Source organism: Stenotrophomonas maltophilia, from assembly GCF_013464915.1.
Classification (GTDB): Bacteria; Pseudomonadota; Gammaproteobacteria; order Xanthomonadales; family Xanthomonadaceae; genus Stenotrophomonas; species Stenotrophomonas maltophilia_AT.
Genome location: NZ_RAVT01000032.1, coordinates 1 through 16,949, shown reverse-complemented (window position 1 = coordinate 16,949; position 16,949 = coordinate 1). Strand labels below are relative to the sequence as shown.

At 64.7% G+C, this 16,949-nt stretch carries 18 protein-coding genes and 1 tRNA gene; 5 read left to right on the top strand and 14 right to left on the bottom strand.

Annotated features, from left to right (window positions below; all coding sequences use genetic code 11):
* Nucleotides 1-109: 109 nt before the first annotated feature.
* The 4 genes from D7T59_RS12045 to D7T59_RS12030 all read right to left on the bottom strand — a co-directional run bounded on the left by D7T59_RS12045 (nt 110) and on the right by D7T59_RS12030 (nt 4,868).
* Nucleotides 110-1,762 (bottom strand): M28 family metallopeptidase, encoded by a 1,653-nt coding sequence (locus D7T59_RS12045; protein WP_180852523.1) that lies wholly within the window; start codon nt 1,760-1,762, stop codon nt 110-112.
* A gap of 105 nt (nt 1,763-1,867) precedes the next feature.
* Entirely contained in the window at nt 1,868-2,800 is a 933-nt protein-coding gene (locus tag D7T59_RS12040; protein ID WP_180852513.1) for an MBL fold metallo-hydrolase, read from the bottom strand.
* A gap of 341 nt (nt 2,801-3,141) precedes the next feature.
* Nucleotides 3,142-3,438, bottom strand: coding sequence for a hypothetical protein (locus D7T59_RS12035; RefSeq protein WP_059034872.1), 297 nt, complete (start codon nt 3,436-3,438; stop codon nt 3,142-3,144).
* A gap of 137 nt (nt 3,439-3,575) precedes the next feature.
* A complete protein-coding gene (locus tag D7T59_RS12030; RefSeq protein WP_180852514.1) occupies nt 3,576-4,868 on the bottom strand; it encodes a tryptophan--tRNA ligase in 1,293 nt (430 codons plus the stop codon).
* 108 nt (nt 4,869-4,976) lie between these two features.
* Between D7T59_RS12030 and D7T59_RS12025 the strand changes: the two genes are divergently transcribed.
* Nucleotides 4,977-5,780, top strand: coding sequence for a hypothetical protein (locus D7T59_RS12025; protein ID WP_164136248.1), 804 nt, complete (start codon nt 4,977-4,979; stop codon nt 5,778-5,780).
* 74 nt (nt 5,781-5,854) lie between these two features.
* On the opposite strand, the gene D7T59_RS12020 is transcribed toward D7T59_RS12025, so the two are convergent.
* From D7T59_RS12020 to rocF, 3 genes are all read right to left on the bottom strand, one after another.
* Nucleotides 5,855-6,076, bottom strand: coding sequence for a CsbD family protein (locus D7T59_RS12020; RefSeq protein WP_089241428.1), 222 nt, complete (start codon nt 6,074-6,076; stop codon nt 5,855-5,857).
* Between the two features lie 203 nt (nt 6,077-6,279).
* A complete protein-coding gene (locus D7T59_RS12015) occupies nt 6,280-6,417 on the bottom strand; it encodes an entericidin A/B family lipoprotein (protein ID WP_005407710.1) in 138 nt (45 codons plus the stop codon).
* 160 nt (nt 6,418-6,577) lie between these two features.
* Nucleotides 6,578-7,498 carry an arginase gene (rocF, locus tag D7T59_RS12010; RefSeq protein ID WP_004153767.1) on the bottom strand — a complete coding sequence of 307 codons (921 nt, stop codon included), beginning with the start codon at nt 7,496-7,498 and terminating at the stop codon, nt 6,578-6,580.
* A gap of 130 nt (nt 7,499-7,628) precedes the next feature.
* Between rocF and D7T59_RS12005 the strand changes: the two genes are divergently transcribed.
* Nucleotides 7,629-7,976: a hypothetical protein gene (locus D7T59_RS12005; protein ID WP_164136247.1), complete on the top strand. Its 348-nt coding sequence runs from the start codon at nt 7,629-7,631 to the stop codon at nt 7,974-7,976.
* Between the two features lie 17 nt (nt 7,977-7,993).
* Here D7T59_RS12005 and D7T59_RS12000 read toward each other — a convergent pair whose 3' ends face one another.
* Entirely contained in the window at nt 7,994-8,938 is a 945-nt protein-coding gene (locus D7T59_RS12000; protein ID WP_180852515.1) for an ankyrin repeat domain-containing protein, read from the bottom strand.
* Between the two features lie 580 nt (nt 8,939-9,518).
* Here D7T59_RS12000 and D7T59_RS11995 point away from each other — a divergent pair.
* Entirely contained in the window at nt 9,519-9,923 is a 405-nt protein-coding gene (locus tag D7T59_RS11995; RefSeq protein WP_180852516.1) for a hypothetical protein, read from the top strand.
* Between the two features lie 94 nt (nt 9,924-10,017).
* On the opposite strand, the gene D7T59_RS11990 is transcribed toward D7T59_RS11995, so the two are convergent.
* From D7T59_RS11990 to birA, 6 genes are all read right to left on the bottom strand, one after another.
* Nucleotides 10,018-11,151, bottom strand: coding sequence for a beta family protein (locus D7T59_RS11990; RefSeq protein WP_180852517.1), 1,134 nt, complete (start codon nt 11,149-11,151; stop codon nt 10,018-10,020).
* 1 nt (nt 11,152) lies between these two features.
* A complete protein-coding gene (locus D7T59_RS11985) occupies nt 11,153-12,367 on the bottom strand; it encodes an ImmA/IrrE family metallo-endopeptidase (protein ID WP_180852518.1) in 1,215 nt (404 codons plus the stop codon).
* A 727-nt stretch (nt 12,368-13,094) separates the two neighbouring features.
* A tRNA-Thr gene (locus tag D7T59_RS11975) sits at nt 13,095-13,170 on the bottom strand.
* A gap of 40 nt (nt 13,171-13,210) precedes the next feature.
* Nucleotides 13,211-14,059 carry an SPOR domain-containing protein gene (locus tag D7T59_RS11970; RefSeq protein WP_180852519.1) on the bottom strand — a complete coding sequence of 283 codons (849 nt, stop codon included), beginning with the start codon at nt 14,057-14,059 and terminating at the stop codon, nt 13,211-13,213.
* A 9-nt stretch (nt 14,060-14,068) separates the two neighbouring features.
* Nucleotides 14,069-14,800, bottom strand: a complete 732-nt coding sequence (locus D7T59_RS11965) for a type III pantothenate kinase (RefSeq protein ID WP_164136240.1) — start codon at nt 14,798-14,800, stop codon at nt 14,069-14,071.
* Entirely contained in the window at nt 14,797-15,765 is a 969-nt protein-coding gene (gene birA / locus D7T59_RS11960) for a bifunctional biotin--[acetyl-CoA-carboxylase] ligase/biotin operon repressor BirA (RefSeq protein ID WP_180852520.1), read from the bottom strand. Before birA ends, D7T59_RS11965 begins: the two co-directional genes overlap by 4 nt.
* A 144-nt stretch (nt 15,766-15,909) precedes the next feature.
* On the opposite strand from birA, the gene D7T59_RS11955 reads away from it, so the two are divergent.
* Both D7T59_RS11955 and D7T59_RS11950 read left to right on the top strand, forming a co-directional pair.
* On the top strand, nt 15,910-16,188 hold the full coding sequence (locus tag D7T59_RS11955; RefSeq protein WP_005411956.1) for a hypothetical protein: 279 nt from the start codon (nt 15,910-15,912) through the stop codon (nt 16,186-16,188).
* A complete protein-coding gene (locus D7T59_RS11950) occupies nt 16,155-16,946 on the top strand; it encodes a zinc-dependent peptidase (RefSeq protein ID WP_180852521.1) in 792 nt (263 codons plus the stop codon). The genes D7T59_RS11955 and D7T59_RS11950 overlap by 34 nt, the downstream gene beginning before the upstream one ends.
* Nucleotides 16,947-16,949 lie beyond the last annotated feature (3 nt).

The following is a 16,949-nucleotide window of genomic DNA, read 5'->3' as shown; positions in this document are numbered from 1 at the left end:
GGTAGAGTCGACTGTCAGTAACTGCTCTTCGATCAGATAGCGAAAAAACCCGCGCTGCGCGCGATAGTCGACTAACAGTCGACTCCACACACCGTCATTCACCGGTCCATCAGCGGCGGGCGGATTCACTCTTGTCACGCGCGCCGCGGAACTCCGATTCCTTTTCCCACGTCGGCCAGCGGCGGCTGTTGGCCAGCTCGGCGCCCAGGTCATAGACCAGCAGGGTATCGGCGGCATGGCCACTCGGGTCCCAGCTCGGGGTCCAGGCATCGCAGGCCTGGTGGTAGCAGTCGGCGAAGTACTTCTCGCGCAGCGCACGGCCGGCTTCAACGCCACCGTCCAGCTTGTCCAGGCCCGGGCCGATGGTGATCGCCGGCACGCCCAGGCGGGCAAAGGCGAAGTGGTCGGCGCGGTAGAAGAAGCCGGCCTCCAGGTTCGGGTCCGGGCTGTAGCTGCGGCCGCGAGCCTTGGCCACACGCTCCAGGTCGCCTTCCAGCGAGACCCGGCCCTTGCCCCACGACGCGATGTCACGGGTCGGGCCGTCCGGGCTGAACATCTCGATGTTCAGCACCGCGGCAGTCTTGTCCAACGGCGCCAGCGGGTGCGCAGCGTAGTAGCTGGCGCCCAGCAGGCCCTTCTCTTCGGCGGTGAGAGCCACGAAGTACAGCGTGCGCTGCGGCTGCGGGCCGGCGGCGAACACGCGGCCCAGTTCCAGCACCGTGGCCACACCGGTGGCGTTGTCGATCGCGCCGCGGCGGATGCGGTCACCCTTGGCATCGGCCTGGCCGATGCCGAAGGCATCCCAGTGCGCGGAGAAGATCACCGCCTCGTCGCCATGCGCACCACCGGGCAGCTTGGCCACCACGTTGCGGGTCACCACCTGTTCGCGCTTCAACGCGAAATCCACGCTCAGCTTTGCATTGCCCAGCGCCACCGGACGGAAGTCGGCGCGCATCGCCTTGCGCTTCTCGGCATCGAAGTCGAGGCCGGCGTCGGCGAAGATCGCCTCGGCCAGCTCGCGCTGCATCCAGCCGCGCAGCGGCGTGTGCTGGGCCATTGCGTCGGCGTGGCCGCGCTCGATGTCGAACAGCGGCGAGGTGCCCGAGCTCTTCACCGTGGCCCAGCCATAGGCGGCCGGCGCGGTCTCGTGCACGATCAGCACGCCCTCGGCACCACGGCGTGCGGCTTCTTCGAACTTGTAGGTCCAGCGGCCGTAATAGGTCACCGCCTTGCCATCGAACGCGCCCGGCGCATCGGCCTCGAAATCGGCATCGTTGATCAGCACCACGGCGATCTTGCCGTGCAGGTCCACGTCCTTGTAGTCGTTCCAGTGGCGTTCCGGCGCGTCGATGCCATAGCCGACGAACACCAGCGGCGCATCCTTGATCTGAACGCGCTTGCGCGGCTGCAGGCTCTGCAGGGTCACGTCCACACCGTTGGCCAGCGCGCGCTTGCCCTGCTTCAGCGACAGGCTGGCCTTGGCCGCGCCATCCAGCTGGGCGCGCACCAGCGGCACCGGCTGCACCCAGCTGCCGTCCACGCCGCCCGGCTGCAGGCCGTAGCTGCGGAACTGCTCGATCAGGTACTGCACCGTGCGCTCCTCGCCTTCGGTGGCCGGCGCGCGGCCCTCGAATTCATCCGACGCCAGTACACGCACGTGGCGCGACAATGCCTGCGGATCGATGCCACCACCCGGCAGGTCGTTGGCCGCATGGGCCAGGCCACCGACGAACAGGCAGGACGACAGCAGCAACACGCGCATCGGATTCACGGCAGTACCACGGCTAGCTTGGAAGTCACCAGAGTGTAACGTGGTCGTGACATCGCGGTGCAGCGTGGGCCTGCGTCATCCACGCATGGCGTGGATCTACCGACGGATGCGGTCCAGCCAGCAGGCCAGGCCCTGTGCGTTCAGCTCGATGTCCATCGCCAGCACGGCGGTCACTGCCGCCTGGTCCAGTGCGCAGCCATGCTGCTGCGCGCGTTCCAGGTACAGCGCCTGCAGCGCGGCCAGCAGGCAGCGGTGGCGGTCCGGCCGGCCATCGCACTGGCGGCCGATGGTGGCCATCGCATCGATCTGTTCGAACAGGTCGTCGGCCAGCTTCTGCACCTGCTCCACACGTCCGTAGTGGGTCAGGTACATCGCCTGCGGTGCGTAGCCCAGCATGCGGCGGATCGAGGCCTTCATCGCCTCCGGGTCGAACTGCACCGGCGAGGAGGTGGGGAAGATGAAAGCACCCTGCGCACTGTCCAGCTCGCGGTAGGAAATACCGAACGTATCGCCGGTGAACCAACTGCGGCTGCGCGCATCCCACACGCAGTAGTGGTGCAGCGCGTGGCCCGGCGTGTGCAGCAGCACCAGCTCACGGCCGGCCAGGTCGATGCGGTGCCCGTCTTCGGCCACCACCACACGGTGTTCGGGAATGGCCTCGATACGGCCATAGCTGCGTGCGATCTCTTCGGCGCCGTACACCGCCGTGGCACCGGCAATCAGCCGGGTCGGGTCGATCATGTGCGGTGCACCGCGCGGATGCAGCACCGCCTTCGCATTCGGCAGCTGCTGCATCAGCAGGCCTGCACCGCCCGCGTGATCCAGATGCACGTGGGTGAGCAGCAGCCAGTCCACCGCGTCAGCGCCCAGACCCATGTTGGCCAGCGCCTGCAGCATCGCCGGTACCGACAGGCCGGTGCCACAATCGACGAAGGCCGCGCGGCCGTTTTCAACAATCAGGTAGGCCGCGTCGAAGTCCGGGCGCTGGAAACCGGTATCGATGGTGTGGATGCTGGGGTCGGCGGTCATCGGCACGCACCTGGCAGGATCGGGAACAGACCCCCATGGTAGGCGCGCGGGCGGCCCGGGTTCGATGCGGCTTTGGTCGGGTAGTGCCGGGTTGTGGCCGGGTAGAGTCGACTGTTAGTCGACTGTCGCGCGCAGCGCGGGTTTTTCGTCATCTGATCGAAGAGCAGTCGACTAACAGTCGACTCTACCAAGGGCAGGTCAACCAAGGGCAGGGCGACCAAGGGCAGGTCAACCAAGCGCAAGTCAACCAAGCGCAAGTCAACCAGGCAGGCCAACCAAATGCGGGGCGACCAAGCGCAGGCCAACCAACCGCAGGTCCATCGAGTGCGCAAGGGCCAGGTTCAGCGCAATGCGAACCGCGGCCGCAGCAGCAGGGCCAGCACCAGCACCGCCAGGAAGGCGCCGTAGGCATACAGCACCGCCAGCACCTGCGGCCAGATCGGGCCGGCGCCGGGCTGTGCCATGCCAAGGCGATACCCCCACAGCATCGACACGATGCTCAGGGCGAAGGCCAGCAGCAGGGTGGTGCCATCGAACAGGCGCCGCCGCGGGGTGCGCGGCTGGCGCGGGAACAGCCAGTACAGGCTGCCCAGCAGCAGGAACCAGGGCAGGAACAGCAGCAGCGACAACCAGGCCATCGCAGACTCCATGTCATCGCGCCGGAGGCGCGTAGGCATCATGCCATGACCTTCGTTCACGGGTAGTGCCGGCCGCTGGCCGGCATTTCCGGGAGCCTGGGGACGTGCAGTTGCCGGCCWGCGGCCGGCACTACCCTTTACGCTTCGCGCAGCGCCGCCAGCGCGGCCAGCACTACATCCACTTCCGCTTCCAGCTTGAACAGTTCGCTCTGCAGCTGGTCGCCCTGCTCGGCCTGCTTGATCACGGCGATCAGCTGGCCGGCATCACGCGGCGAATCGAAGCCTTCGCTCTGGATCAGCAGGGTGCCGTCGCCAGCGGTCAACTTGAAGTAGAAGCGGCCGTCCTTTTCGCGGTACTGCTTGAACAGCGGGGGCGCGGCGCGGGCCACGCCGGCATCTTCGCTGGCGATGTCGCCGGCGCTGGACAGGTCACGCAGGCCCACTGCATGGCGCAGCTCGTCCAGCAACGGGGCCGCCAGCTGCTCACGCAGCTGCTGGCCACGGCGCTTGAGCAGCGCTTCGATCTTTTCCGGCTCGGCCATCAGCGCGTTGTAGCGTTCGCGCAGCGGCGACAGCTCGCTGTCGATGCGCTCGAACAGCTGCTGCTTGGCATCACCCCAGCTGATGCCGGCGGCGAAGGCCTTGGCGAATTCAGCGGTCTGTTCCGGGGTGGCGAAGGCCTGGTACATCTGGAACAGTGCCGAGCCCTCGGTGTCCTTCGGCTCGCCCGGTGCGCGCGAGTCGGTCAGGATCGAGAACACCAGCTTCTTCAGCTCCTCGCGCGGCACGAACAGCGGAATGGTGTTGTGGTAGCTCTTGCTCATCTTGCGGCCATCAAGGCCGGCCAGCGTCGCCACCTGCTCGTCGATCACCACGTCCGGCAGCGGGAAGTATTCCTTTCCGTACACGTGGTTGAAGCGCTGGGCGAAGTCGCGCGCCATCTCGATGTGCTGGATCTGGTCGCGGCCCACCGGCACCTGGTTGGCCTTGAAGATCAGGATGTCGGCGGCCATCAGCACCGGGTACATGAACAGGCCGGCGCTGACGCCCGCGTCCTCGTCCACGCCTTCCTCGCGGTTCTTGTCCACCGCCGCCTTGTAGGCGTGGGCGCGGTTGAGGATGCCCTTGCTGGCGATGGCGGTGAGGAACCACATCAGCTCGGTGGTCTCGCGGATGTCGCTCTGGCGGTAGAACCACACGTGTTCCGGGTCCAGGCCGCAGGCCAGCCAGCTGGCCGCGATCTCCAGGGTCGCGCGCTGGGTGCGCTGCGGGTCCTGCGACTTGATCAGGCTGTGCAGGTCGGCCAGGAAGAAGAAGCTCTCGATCCCCGGCGCGCGGCTGGCCGCGATGGCCGGACGGATGGCGCCAACGTAGTTGCCCAGGTGGGGCGTGCCGGAGGGGGTGATGCCGGTAAGGACTCGGGTCGTCATGACTGCGTGGGGAAACCTTCGATGAACGGGGCCAGTTTACCGTGCCAACGGTCAACCCCGTCAGGGCCAACGGCGCGTTCATTCACCCAACCCCGCTGGAGACGCCCGATGAAACGCCTGCTGCCCCTGCTGCTGATCCTGCCCCTGGCCGGTTTCCGCCCGGCCCCGCCACCGCCGCCGGTGTACGAGGGCGGCCCGGTGCGCATGACCCTGGTCGACCGCGACCGTGGCACCGAACTGCGCAGCTATCCCGCCGAGGGCCAGCGCTGGGTGGCCGGCGAGCGCGGCCACCGCTACGCCGTGCGCCTGTACAACGACAGCCCGCGCCGGGTGCTGGTGGTGCTGTCGGTGGACGGCGTCAACGCCATCTCCGGCGAAGATGCCGATCCCTCGCAGACCGGCTACGTGCTCAACCCCGGCCAGCGCGCCGACATCACCGGCTGGCGCAAGAGCCAGGATGAAGTGGCGCAGTTCGTGTTCAGCAGCCCCAGCGGCAGCTATGCCAGCCGCACCGGCCGCCCGGACAACATCGGCGTGGTTGGCGTTGCGGTGTTCGAGGAGGCGCGCCGCTGGCGTCCGGAGCCGATCCTGCGCCGTGGCCTGCCGCTGCCGGCACCGGCGGCGGAAGCGTCGGCCGATGCCAGCGCCAGCAACAGCCGCATCGAGGGCTACGCCAGCAAGTCGCAGGCGCCAGCGCTGGGCACCGGCCACGGCGCACGCGAGCAGTCCTCGGTGCGCGATACCGACTTCGAACGCGCCAGCCGCAGCCCGGCCCAGGTGCTGCAGCTGCGCTACGACAGCGCCCGCAACCTGCGCGCGCGCGGCATCCTGGTCGATACGCCGCCGTCGCGCCTGCCGCGCGAACCGCAGGCGTTCCCGAACCGCTACGTGCCGGACCCGCCGGCGCGCTGATCCTCCCGCCCAGACAACACAACGCCCGCAACCTCTCGGTGCGGGCGTTGTGCTGTGGGGGAAAACCGTAGCGCTTACTTGTAGTCCGGGTAGTCCTTGCTCACGCTGTCCTGGAAATCACGCACCTCCTTCTCGGCGCGGTCCTTGGCCCAGCCATAGCGTTCCTGCAGGCGACCGGCCAGATACTCGGCATTGCCTTCGGCCACATCGAAATCGTCGTTGGTCAGATCGCCCCACTTGGCCTGGGCCTTGCCCTTCAGCTGCGACCACTTGCCGGAAATGATGTCTTTGTTCATTGCTGGGAATCCTTGGCTGCAACGGCGTTCTTACCGTGGCTCAAGCTTCGCGCAGCGGCTGTTGAGTGCCGGTCAACCAGCAATGAAATAGATGCTCACCTGCTTGAATGGTTCACTACCCTTCGACACGTGCACTGCGGAAAACGCGCAACAAAAAGGCCGGGGACGTCCCCGGCCTTTTCGCTTTCCTGTCCACGTCAGGCTCAACGGCCCTTGGCGGCATCCTCAACCTTTTCGCCAGCCTTCTGCACGTCCTTGCCGGCACCGGCAACGGTGTTGCAACCGGCCAGCAGGGCCACCGAGAACATCGACAACAGCATCAGGGCAACTACGCGCTTCATGGGCTTCTCCTTGGGTTCGCCGCTATACCGCTACATTCGCGGATGGGGTTCGGTCGCTCGGCGGAAGGAGCCAATGCCACTGCCGCCGCGTGAAGTGCAATCTGGCGGCAGGGGCGTGGAGCGCGTGTGAACGGATCATCGATCCGTTCAGGCGGAGAGCTCAGTCGCGCATCAGGGTGGACTTGCCGAACAGGCTTTCGACCAGGTCCACGGCCAGCTCGGCGGTGGCGTTCTGCTTGTCCAGCAAGGGGTTGAGCTCGACGATGTCCAGCGAGCCCATGCGCCCGGTGTCGGCGATCATTTCCATCACCAGCTGCGCCTCGCGGTAGTTCACCCCGCCCGGCACCGTGGTGCCCACGCCCGGCGCGATGCTCGGGTCGAGGAAATCGACGTCGAAGCTGACATGCAGGTGCGTGTTCTCGTCGATGCCGGCCAGCGCCGCTTCCACCGCGCGCTTCATGCCGTTCTCGTCGATGTAGCGCATATCGTAGACATCCACCTTGTGGGTCTTGATCAGGCGCTTTTCTTCCGGGTCCACCGAGCGGATGCCGATCTGGTGCATCTGCGCCGGGGTGATCGCCGGCGAGGTTCCGCCCAGGCGGGTCAGCGCATCCGGGCCAAGGCCGCACAGGCAGGCCACCGGCATGCCGTGGATGTTGCCCGACGGGGTCACATCGCTGGTGTTGAAGTCCGAATGCGCATCCAGCCACAGCACGCGCAGGGTCTTGCCCTGCTCGCGGCACCAGCGCGCCACGGCAGTGATCGAACCGATGCCCAGGCAGTGGTCGCCACCGAGCATGATCGGCATGCGGCCAGCCTGCAGTTCGGCATAGCTGGCTTCCATCAGCGCGTGGTTCCACGCCACCACTTCGTCCAGGTGGCGGTAGCCTTCCACCGGCGCGGTCCACGGATTGCGTGGGCCATCCAGATTACCCAGGTCGCGCACGTCCACGCCACGCGCTTCCAGCGCCTCCGGCAGGCCCGCCACGCGCAGCGCTTCCGGGCCAAGCCGGGCACCGCGATGGCCCGCACCCACATCGGTGGGAACGCCAATCAGGGATACGGAAATGGGATGGGCCATGGGTGCCTCCTGCGGGGGAAAAAGAAGCACAGTCTAGCCAGAGCTGTGTGACACCACTCGCGGCGGTGCAGCAGGGCCATTGCATGGCATGATGCCGCGCGGACCCAGCCGCCCCTCATGGAAGACTGCGATGTCGCCCTTCATCAACACCGCTTGGCCACGCTTTTTCATCGGGGCGCTGCCCATTGCCGCTTTTGCGCTTCTGTTGAACGGCAAGGCCGATGCGTCGCCGAATGGTTGGCTGATCCAGGCGGCGCTCCTGCTGATGCCGTTCTCGCTTCTGGTGTTCTTCGGGTTCGGCTGGCAGCGCCTGCGCAAGGCGCACGCTGAATACCCGATCCTGAAGAGCGAGCTGCACCGTATGCTGGCGGCGTTGATCGGCAACGTGACGGTAGCCGCGCTGTGGTTCGGCCTGACGCTGTTCGGAACGTTCGCCCTGCTGCTGGCGTGGGTAGTGCTGCGGAAGACGGGTGGCTGACGCGCGGTGGGTCGCGCTCAGAGAATCGCCGACGACCACGCTTCGGTGCGGAACGGTCGCTTCTTCAACACGTCAATGCGCCACTGTCCCCCCACACGTTTGAGTACAAACAAGTGCTCGTAACGCAGGGAGCGCGACTTCCGAGGGTCGTCGCGCACCAGCACTTCCGCCTTCGACGTTCCGGGCTTCGTAACTGCCACCAGTAGATCCCCCGGCACGTACCGCCGGGGGTTCCCGACCGAAACGCCAGTCGAGTACACCCGTTTGCGGTCGGTGCACCAGGCCGCAAGGATATCCGCCTTCTCCTGTCCGAAGCCTGCGCTGCGCAGAAGGCTGCCGCCTGATCGGGAATCGTTGTAGCCACGCGTTTCCCACTCGTGATACGCCAACAAGTAGCCGCGCACTACTGACGCGGGTTCACCTTCGGAGTCTGGCTCGGGCCACTCAAGCGCCGGCGCCTCTACCAACACCGGCGGCAACTGCGCTCCCGCCAACTTCAAACGCGCCACGACGTCTTCGTGCTTGCGGGCATCGGCAATCGCGAGTGCGTTTCGCCCCTCGAAGTTCAACGGTGCGACGGCGGCGCCGCTGTCCAGCAACAGCTCGACCATCGCCAGATGCCCACCCGAAGACGCCAACATCATTGGCGTGTACCTCGATTCCGGCGAAGCAACATCCAGCAATGCGCCCCGTGTGATCAGCATGTGTCCCACTCTGGTATCGCCTGCGTTGGCAGCCCAACCCAACGCGGTGTAACCCAGTGCAGCGCAGGCATGCTCGATGTTGGCACCGCGGTCCAGCAGCCGCGCCACCGCGTCAGCCTTTCCGGCGATCACCGCCGACAACAACGGCGTGCGTCCGGTGCCTTTGTGCCGCCACTCGATGTCCGCGCCGGCATCCAGCAGTGCGTCGATGCGGTCGAGATCCTGTTGTTCGGCCGCCTTAGCCAGGAGGTGGGACATGGGGGCTTCCATAGGGTTGGCACAGGCCCGGCAGCTTAGTGCCATCGCAACGCCGGGGCCACTTTGTACCGGCGTGCAGCACCGATGCCATTGGCCGCTTATGATGCATGGGTGGGTGAGCTGCGCGGGCGGTTAAGTTGGCTTTACGCGCCGCTTCGCCCTGCGTACAGGTGGCTGGGCGGCGATGGGCCATTTGCCCGCACGTTCCAGCGCTGCGCGATATGTCGCTTCTGCCATGCAAGTGCGCAGAACAAGCCAAACGCGATAATTCATTTTTCCTTTCAGATCACCCGGTGCCATCGAAACAAACGACTGGCAGGCGGGGATTTCGCGTGCGCATGATGAATCGCCACCTGCAAAGGTGGTCGGGTCTTCCAAGCCCGTGTAGTCAACGATGTATACGCTTGCCAGCCGGCGTCGCCTTCCCGAAAGCGGCGCCGGCTGGCAATCCGTTCGCCGATCGACGGCGGGCGGTGCGTGGGGGCCTCGTGCCCGCCGTTTCGTTGACCCGGTCTTGGAAGCCACGCATCGCCCGCCACCCTCTCGTGGCGGCGCCTCTGTGCCTGACGAGGATGCCCGCATGTCCAAGACGCTCTACCCGTACCTGACCGCCACGCTGGGCGACGCCGGCCTGCATCTGCCGCTCGAACTGGCGCAGCCGCTGGAAGCCGCCTTCGCCGCCGCCAGCGATGCGCCCGCGCCCATCAACCTCCCCGCCTGCCTGCGCCGCATCCAAGCCGGCGATGCTGCCGACGGACAGCCGTGGCAAGGGCCATCAAGCACGCCCGGCCACGCCGTGGCCGCCGCACGCCGGGATCGCGCCGCGACGGGCCTGGTGTCGCTGCTGGAGCTGTACCACGCCAACGAACGCGTGCGCGTGGATGGGGATGAGAAAGACGATATCGGCGACGGCGTGCGCGAAGGGCTGATGCTGGCCTGCCGGGGGCTGGCCGAGTATGTGGCGTTGCAGGCGCGGGAGGGGTGACATTCTGCGGAGAAACGACGCAGTCCGTATCCGTTGCAGGATGACGGACTGCGCTCAATGCCTCAGTTCATTAGTTCATCAAAAATCCGAAGCATTAAATCAGAGGTGCAGGGATCGGGCGGGCGACACTGCGATTAAACTCGAAAACTTCTTCCAGCACGAACGCCAAATGATGATTAGTATCGTATGCAATCCATTTCCCATGCCCATTTTTGACTGACAAACCGAGGCTCGCGCGCTCAACAATCTTGTCGCCCCAGCTGAACCCAGGAAGGTACTCTTTGGACTTTACAATTTCAGATGCAACTCCTGGCATCTGAATCGCCCACCTGTCTTTTTTGATGGAATGACCTCGAGAAACGAGAAACGCTTTCCCGCACGTGTAGCGAATTTTGGCGTTAGCATGAGGATTCTGGATAGCATCATTTGACCCCGGTCCACGCACACCATAGTCTCCATACACCAAGGGCAAGCGAGGGAACTCCGTACTGAGCGTTTGCCAGAGCAGCATCTCCTTCCGAACGATACGCCCAACGCTATCCGGCTTCTTTACTGCAAGATCGATCGACTTGGGCATCGACGACCCAGCAGTCGCGATATGCATGAAACCATACTTTTTCAGCAGACCAATCACACGATTAGCGTCATCGATGATGTCCATTAGCGACTTCGCTGTGAGGTCGCCGAAATCCAAAAGTACGACGCAATTTTCCGGATCCAGCTCCAACTCATCAAGAATTTCTTCCACGCGCTCATAGAAGATTTCGGGCTCAGCGGAGTCCTCGACCGCACTGGCCTCTAAACGAAGGCAAGTATAGGGCACGTTTTCGACATCGATGCCGCGCATTGCCACTCGATAGACCGGATCGTCCCAACGGTCGTAGCCGAACACCGGCGCTACTGAGACGCCTTTTGCCTGAAGCTCGTCGAAGAGGTAGGTCACGATGTGCTCGCCAGTCTCAACCGCGGCATCAGGAGGCCAGTTAAATGCATCAATCAGTACAACATGACCCTTCCATGAGTCCTTAATATTTTGAGCAACCTCATCAAAATAGTCGGAAACAGGAGACAAGCTCTCGAGATACTTTTTTGCGATCTTCCGGCTCGAGCTAATAACCGGGACGTCAAACAAAGGATGGATTGAGGCCGCCCGAGCGGCCTCCAGATTCTTGGACGCTTCGTATTCGCTGGGGAGGGCTTTCAAAATCGGGAGATACGTCAGCTTCATTTCACACCTCATCTGAAGACAAGAAAAAAGACCGAACGTTTTGCTGACCAACCAAATCAGAGAAAAGGGTGTAGTTGTTCGAATCCTTTCGAAGCCGACCAGCGATGATTGCTGGATGTATCCTCAACTCCCTCGCCAACTTCTCAATTGACTCCCTGCTAGGCGAAAGAAAAGCCTCGCTTCGGCGCCATAGAACTCGCGGAATAAAAGCCTCGCGTGCAAGCCTGTTCGCCTCGGCTTCGCGCTTATCCTCGGAAGAGGCATCCAAATTATCCAAGAAGGCCTCATTGTCATCGATATGTTTCCAGACATGCGCCACTTCATGGAGAAGAGTAAACCAGAAATTGTCCAGCCTATCGTATCTCAGCGTAAGCCCAACAATCGGCGTGCCATCTGCATCCTTTAGTGCTGCCCCATCTAACGAAGTGCCTTTAAGCTGCGGCTCAATTACAACAGCTATGCCATGCCGCTCTAGAAATTCAACTGCCAGCAGTGGACCATGCTCCGACCAGCTTAGCTGGGCCAGCTCACGCAAAAAACCAGCCGACATTCGCTCGCGTTCAAATGGCCCAAGCTTCGACCTGTTTCCTCTGGCCCTCTGAATGATGCGAGCTAACCAAGCGTGAAGGGCATACTTTGTGGTCGGAGAAGCCGCTTCGCCGCCAATGCTACGGCGAAATGCAGCGGCACCAAACTGCAACCCAGCATCTTCAATAAAACCTCTGACTAGCTCCTCGACATCAGACTTAGTCTTTGCGGTCAAATCAGCCAACCAACCACGTCGCGTCATCTCCTTAAGGGGAAATCTTGACCAATCTGCACCCGATTTACTGGCTGCGCCCTGGTCTTCAGACACCGACAACCCGACCAAAGTCTCAGCGGATATTCCCAGGCCCAGTGAAAGCGCGCGAATCATTTGAACGGTGAGCGGGCGCTTCCTGGCAAGAACTTCCGAAACTCGACTACGGGTACCGAAGTAGGGAACCAAGTCAGTCTGCTTGAGCCCTTTTTCCTGCATTCTAAAAACAATCGCGTCGATTGGATCAGGGCTCTCAATCGGAAATTTAGAGTTCTCGTAATTTTCCACCAAAACCGTTAGAAGCTCGAGGCGATCACTGGCCACCGTGCCTACACTAGGCTGGAGCGAAACTAGCCTCTGAACTTCGTGCATATAGGCCAAGTACTGATCTTCAGTACGAATAACCTTAGCGTCCATAGTTAGCATCAATCTTGTTAATTTCGAGAATCACAGCCACTCCCTGCGCAAATGCGACTTGGATCCGCACCCAATAGCCACTTGCACCGATAGGAAAGAGGAAATCACCTCCAGGGTGCGCCTCCACGTTAGGAAATTGATCGGTAAGATCTTGAGGGCGCCGCCAATGGGCGTGAGCCACCTCTGCGCACCAGATACGAAGCCAGCGGTCTACGTCACCGCTCACGCGCCTCAGCTTGTCTCGCCCAATCAGACGCATGGCCGCTCACTTCAATGTTCCCACATTGGGAACAAGATAGACCCTAACATGCTAGACGTCAAGTGTTCCCGAAACGGGAACTTTTTATCCGAACTACTGAGATCCAACGGCCAGTCAGTGAGCACCGACTGCACCTTCCGTCATCTTCAACCAAGCTGCGCACCGGATAGGCCATCGTGCCTAAGACAGAAGCTCCGAGCGGGGAGCACCTCACTCCACGAACATTGGAGAGTGTGGGATGTCTAGACGTCTCTAGATGGCACTAGCATCTGCGTCTGACTGAAACTTCCAAAGGGATCTGGTCGCAGCATGCCCTGCCAGCTCGTTGCGGCGATAGCTTGCGTCAGTTCAAGGAGCGTATTCGACGGAACTCAACAAGCAACAGCACCTCGAAAGCGCCCATATTGCCTTTCATGCTTCCATCTCGCGGGTGTCGCGATGCTTTGGATTCATCCTCGCGCCCATTCGTGGTGCCGCTTATCCGAATCGAACGGATGACCTACTGTTTACAAGACAGTTGCTCTACCAACTGAGCTAAAGCGGCATGGGTGGTACACCGGCGGCAGCGCCGCGGTCTGGGGATTCTAGCGCAACCGTGCGCATTCCAGCGACCGGCTCTGCGCCGCGCCGCTGCGCTGCTGGGCCTGGGCCGGCTGCGTGCCCGCCGCCAGCTGCCCTTCCAGCCACCATTGGCCGGCGTCGCCGCTGGCGACCAGGCGCGGCTGGAAGCCGGCGGCCTGCACGGCGGCCATGCGCCGCTCGGCGCCTTCGCGGTTGCGGTACTGGCCCAGCGCCACGGCGTTGATGTCCTCGCCCTGGCTGATGATGTAGTAGTCGCTCAGGCCGGCGGCGACGATGCGCTTCACCGTGGCCTGCGCTTCGTCGCGGTTGGCGGCGGCCGGCAGCATCACCCGGTAACGGGCACTGCCGCTGGCAGCGGGCTGTTCGCGCAGGCGTACCTGGCTCAACACAGTGCCGGTCTTGCCCTGTGCAGCAGCCGCGGCGGCGCGGTCGGCGAACGGGCCCAGCGCGATGCAGCGCGGCGGCTCGGCGGCCACCGGCGGGGTTACGGGTTTTTCCGGTGCCGGTACGGGTGCAGGCGGTGTTGCCGGCTTCGCAGCGGCAGCAACCGGCGTAGCCTCGGCCACCTGCGGCTTGGCGTTCTCCTGCTTGGCCGGCCCAACGGGCGCAGGCGTCGCAGCCACGGCCGTCTTCTCGGCCGGTTCGCGCTCCACCAGCGGCGCGGTCGGGGCAGCTGCGGTTGCTTCAGCGGCCGCAGCGGCATCCACGCCACCGGGCACCCAGCGCAGCTCGGCTACGCCAGCGGGTTGCGGCGGCGGCGAGGGCCCTTGCGGTGCATCGCGCAGCAGCCACCAGCAGGCGACGCCAAGATTGAGGATGGCCAGTACGACGATCAGGGCACGGGTCAGCATGCGCGGATACTAGCCTGCGGGCTGGTGCACCGCCCAGCGGGCGAGGCCATCCAGCACCAGCGACGGGTGGTAGTCGGCGCCGGGCAGCAGCGGCATCAGCGCCGGTGCGCCGCCGCCGTGCACAAGCAGCGACGGTGCCACGCCCAGCAGCGTGTGCGCCTGCTGTGCGCTGCGTTCGATCAGCGCCACCGCTGCGCCGTCGCAGCCGGACGCCAGCGCATCGGCGGTGTCGTTGGCGAATTCGCTGTAGTCACCGCCCGTGGCCGGCAGCTGCACCGCGCGGGCATGCAGTGCTTCGCGCATGGTGGTGGGCGATGCGGAAATGCGGCCACCGTGGTGTTGGCCGTCGGCGTCGAGCAGATCAATCGTCAATGCGGTGCCCACGCCGACCACCAGCACCGGGCGCTGCGCCTTGGCGGCGGCCAGCAGGGCCAGGAAGCGATCAACACCGAATTTTTCGGGCCTGGCGTAGGCAATGCGCACACCGGCGCATTCGGCGCTGGTGCGCACCACATGCACATGCTCGAAGCGGCGCTGCAGCTGGTCCAGCATGGCGCTGGTCAGCGACGGTGCGGCCACACTGGCGACGAACGCGGTGCTGCCACTGGGCAGGCTGTGCGGCGGCTGCCCGGCCATGCCTTCGGCGCCATGCGCCCAGGCCTGCACGTCGCCGGCACGGTCACCCTGCAACGGCGCGAACTTGAAGCGCGAGTTGCCGAGGTCGAACAACCAATCGCTCATGCCGCCCTCACGCTGACTTCGCCGGCGTGCAGCAGGCGTTCCTGGCCATCGATGCGCACGCGCAGCGCGCCGTCGTCAGCCAGGCCGAGTGCGGTGCCGTGCTGCCACTGTCCATCCAGTTCCACCCGTACTTCGCGGCCAGCCAGCATGTCGAAGGCGGCGTAGCGCGGCAGGAACGGCGCCAGCCCTTCGCGGTCGAATTCTTCCAGCGCCGGCAGCAGGCGCGCGAGTACCGCGGCGACCACCACGTTGCGGTCCACCGGCGTGCCGGCCAGCGTGTCCAGATCCACCCATGGCTGGGTGATCTGCTCGGCAAACGACGGCGGCATGTGCGTGTTGATGCCGATGCCGATCACCGCGCGCGCCGGGCCGGCGTATTCGCCACCGCCCTCGGCCAGCAGGCCGACCAGCTTGCGGCGGCCATCAACGATCAGATCGTTCGGCCACTTCAGCTGTGCCTGGGTGTAGCCCAGGTCGTGCAGCGCTTCGGCCACGGCGATACCGGCCACCAGGCTCAGCCCGGCCAGGCGGCCGAGGCCACCGGAGTACAGGCGCAGCACCGACAGGTACACGTGGGCGGCCAGCGGCGAGGCCCAGCTGCGGCCACGACGCCCCCGGCCACCGGTCTGGCGTTCGGCCAGCAGGACGCTCACCCCGCGCTGGGGCGCGCTGCAACGCAACAATTCGGCGTTGGTCGAGTCCACTGTCCAGGCCACCTGCAGGTCATGCAGCAGGGCCTGGGCGTCGGCGGGAAGGCCGGCGCGGATCGCGGCCGGGTCCAGCAGATCGACCGGCCGGGTCAGGCCATAGCCCTCACCTGCACGGCCCTCGATGTCTACACCGGCGGCTCTAAGCCCTTGAATACGCTTCCAAATTGCCGCCCGGGTCTGGCCCAGCTCACGGGCCAGGGCGTCGCCGGAGAGGCGACCGGCAGCGAGTTTGGCCAGCAATTGGCGGTCGTCCACGGCAGCTTCCACGAAGTCAGGAAGGAATTATGCGGGAAAGCCGCCAGCGACGCCCGCCACGCTGGGTTCCGCGGGGGCTTCCAACGGGGCGCCGGGTTCGGGCTAGAATCGGGAACTCACCTTCCCTTAACGTGGATGTCGTCAATGCGCCGTTATGCCCATTGCCTGATCCTGCTGACGATGCCCTTCGCGGCGTCTGCGACGGCAGCGCTGGACGACAGCCGCGGGGCCTGCGTGTCCTCCAACGGCGATGCCGCCTCGCAGCGTGCACCGACCGCGACCGCTTCGGCCGCCACCACCAAGCCGGCACCGGTCCGCCCGGCCGCCAACACCAGCACTGGCGGCGGTGGCAGCGATGACGACGTGCTGCAGCGCATCCGCGCACCGAAGTGGCACAGCTACCTGCCGGGAATGTTCCGCTGATCAAGTCGTTGCTGCAGTGGCTGCGGCCTGCGCCGCGGCCGATCGACGATGCACTTTGGGATGAGGCCTGCCATCGTGCGGCCTGGCTGCGCGGCCTGGACGACGAACGCCGCGCGCGCCTGCGCGAGCTGGCCACGCGCTTCCTGCACGAGAAGACCATCACCCCGATCGGTGATCTGCAGCTGCAGGCCGGCGATGGCGTGCTGCTGGCCGCGCTGTGCTGCCTGCCGCTGCTGGAATTCGGCAAGGTGGGACTGGAAGGCTGGTCGCAACTGGTGGTCTACCCCGATGCGTTCCGCGTGCACCACAGCCACATGGATGCGGACGACGTGCAGCATGAATGGGACGACGAAGTGATCGGCGAGTCGTGGGACAGCGGCCCGTTGATCCTGTCCTGGGCCGACGTGCAGGCCGAACTGGCCGAGCCGCACGAAGGCTGCTGCGTGGTGGTGCACGAGATGGTGCACAAGCTGGATGCGCTGGATGGCGCGATGGACGGCACGCCGCCGCTGCCGCGCGAATGGCAGCGCGAATGGGCCGCCATCTTCCAGCGCGCCTACGATGCGTTCTGCGCGCAGGTGGACGCGGGCGAAGAAACGTTGATCGACCCGTACGCGGCCGAGGCACCGGAAGAGTTCTTCGCGGTGGCCAGCGAGTACCACTTCTCCGCGCCGGATCTGCTGCAGCAGGCGTTGCCGGAGGTGGCCGCGCAGCTGCGGCGGTTGTATGGCGAGCCGCCGAAGATCGAAATACGGTAGTGG

Bases quoted from the DNA above. Each gene is read 5' to 3' on its own strand.
- D7T59_RS12015 (WP_005407710.1), bottom strand. From the start codon at position 6,417: ATGAAGCGCGTAGTTGCCCTGATGCTGTTGTCGATGTTCTCGGTGGCC.
- D7T59_RS11965 (WP_164136240.1), bottom strand. From the start codon at position 14,800: ATGAGCGATTGGTTGTTCGACCTCGGCAACTCGCGCTTCAAGTTCGCG.
- D7T59_RS11990 (WP_180852517.1), bottom strand. From the start codon at position 11,151: ATGAAGCTGACGTATCTCCCGATTTTGAAAGCCCTCCCCAGCGAATAC.
- D7T59_RS12045 (WP_180852523.1), bottom strand. From the start codon at position 1,762: ATGCGCGTGTTGCTGCTGTCGTCCTGCCTGTTCGTCGGTGGCCTGGCC.
- D7T59_RS12025 (WP_164136248.1), top strand. From the start codon at position 4,977: ATGAAACGCCTGCTGCCCCTGCTGCTGATCCTGCCCCTGGCCGGTTTC.
- D7T59_RS12005 (WP_164136247.1), top strand. From the start codon at position 7,629: ATGTCGCCCTTCATCAACACCGCTTGGCCACGCTTTTTCATCGGGGCG.
- D7T59_RS12000 (WP_180852515.1), bottom strand. From the start codon at position 8,938: ATGTCCCACCTCCTGGCTAAGGCGGCCGAACAACAGGATCTCGACCGC.
- D7T59_RS11955 (WP_005411956.1), top strand. From the start codon at position 15,910: ATGCGCCGTTATGCCCATTGCCTGATCCTGCTGACGATGCCCTTCGCG.
- D7T59_RS12020 (WP_089241428.1), bottom strand. From the start codon at position 6,076: ATGAACAAAGACATCATTTCCGGCAAGTGGTCGCAGCTGAAGGGCAAG.
- D7T59_RS11985 (WP_180852518.1), bottom strand. From the start codon at position 12,367: ATGGACGCTAAGGTTATTCGTACTGAAGATCAGTACTTGGCCTATATG.
- D7T59_RS11995 (WP_180852516.1), top strand. From the start codon at position 9,519: ATGTCCAAGACGCTCTACCCGTACCTGACCGCCACGCTGGGCGACGCC.
- D7T59_RS12035 (WP_059034872.1), bottom strand. From the start codon at position 3,438: ATGGCCTGGTTGTCGCTGCTGCTGTTCCTGCCCTGGTTCCTGCTGCTG.
- D7T59_RS12030 (WP_180852514.1), bottom strand. From the start codon at position 4,868: ATGACGACCCGAGTCCTTACCGGCATCACCCCCTCCGGCACGCCCCAC.
- rocF (WP_004153767.1), bottom strand. From the start codon at position 7,498: ATGGCCCATCCCATTTCCGTATCCCTGATTGGCGTTCCCACCGATGTG.
- D7T59_RS12040 (WP_180852513.1), bottom strand. From the start codon at position 2,800: ATGACCGCCGACCCCAGCATCCACACCATCGATACCGGTTTCCAGCGC.
- D7T59_RS11970 (WP_180852519.1), bottom strand. From the start codon at position 14,059: ATGCTGACCCGTGCCCTGATCGTCGTACTGGCCATCCTCAATCTTGGC.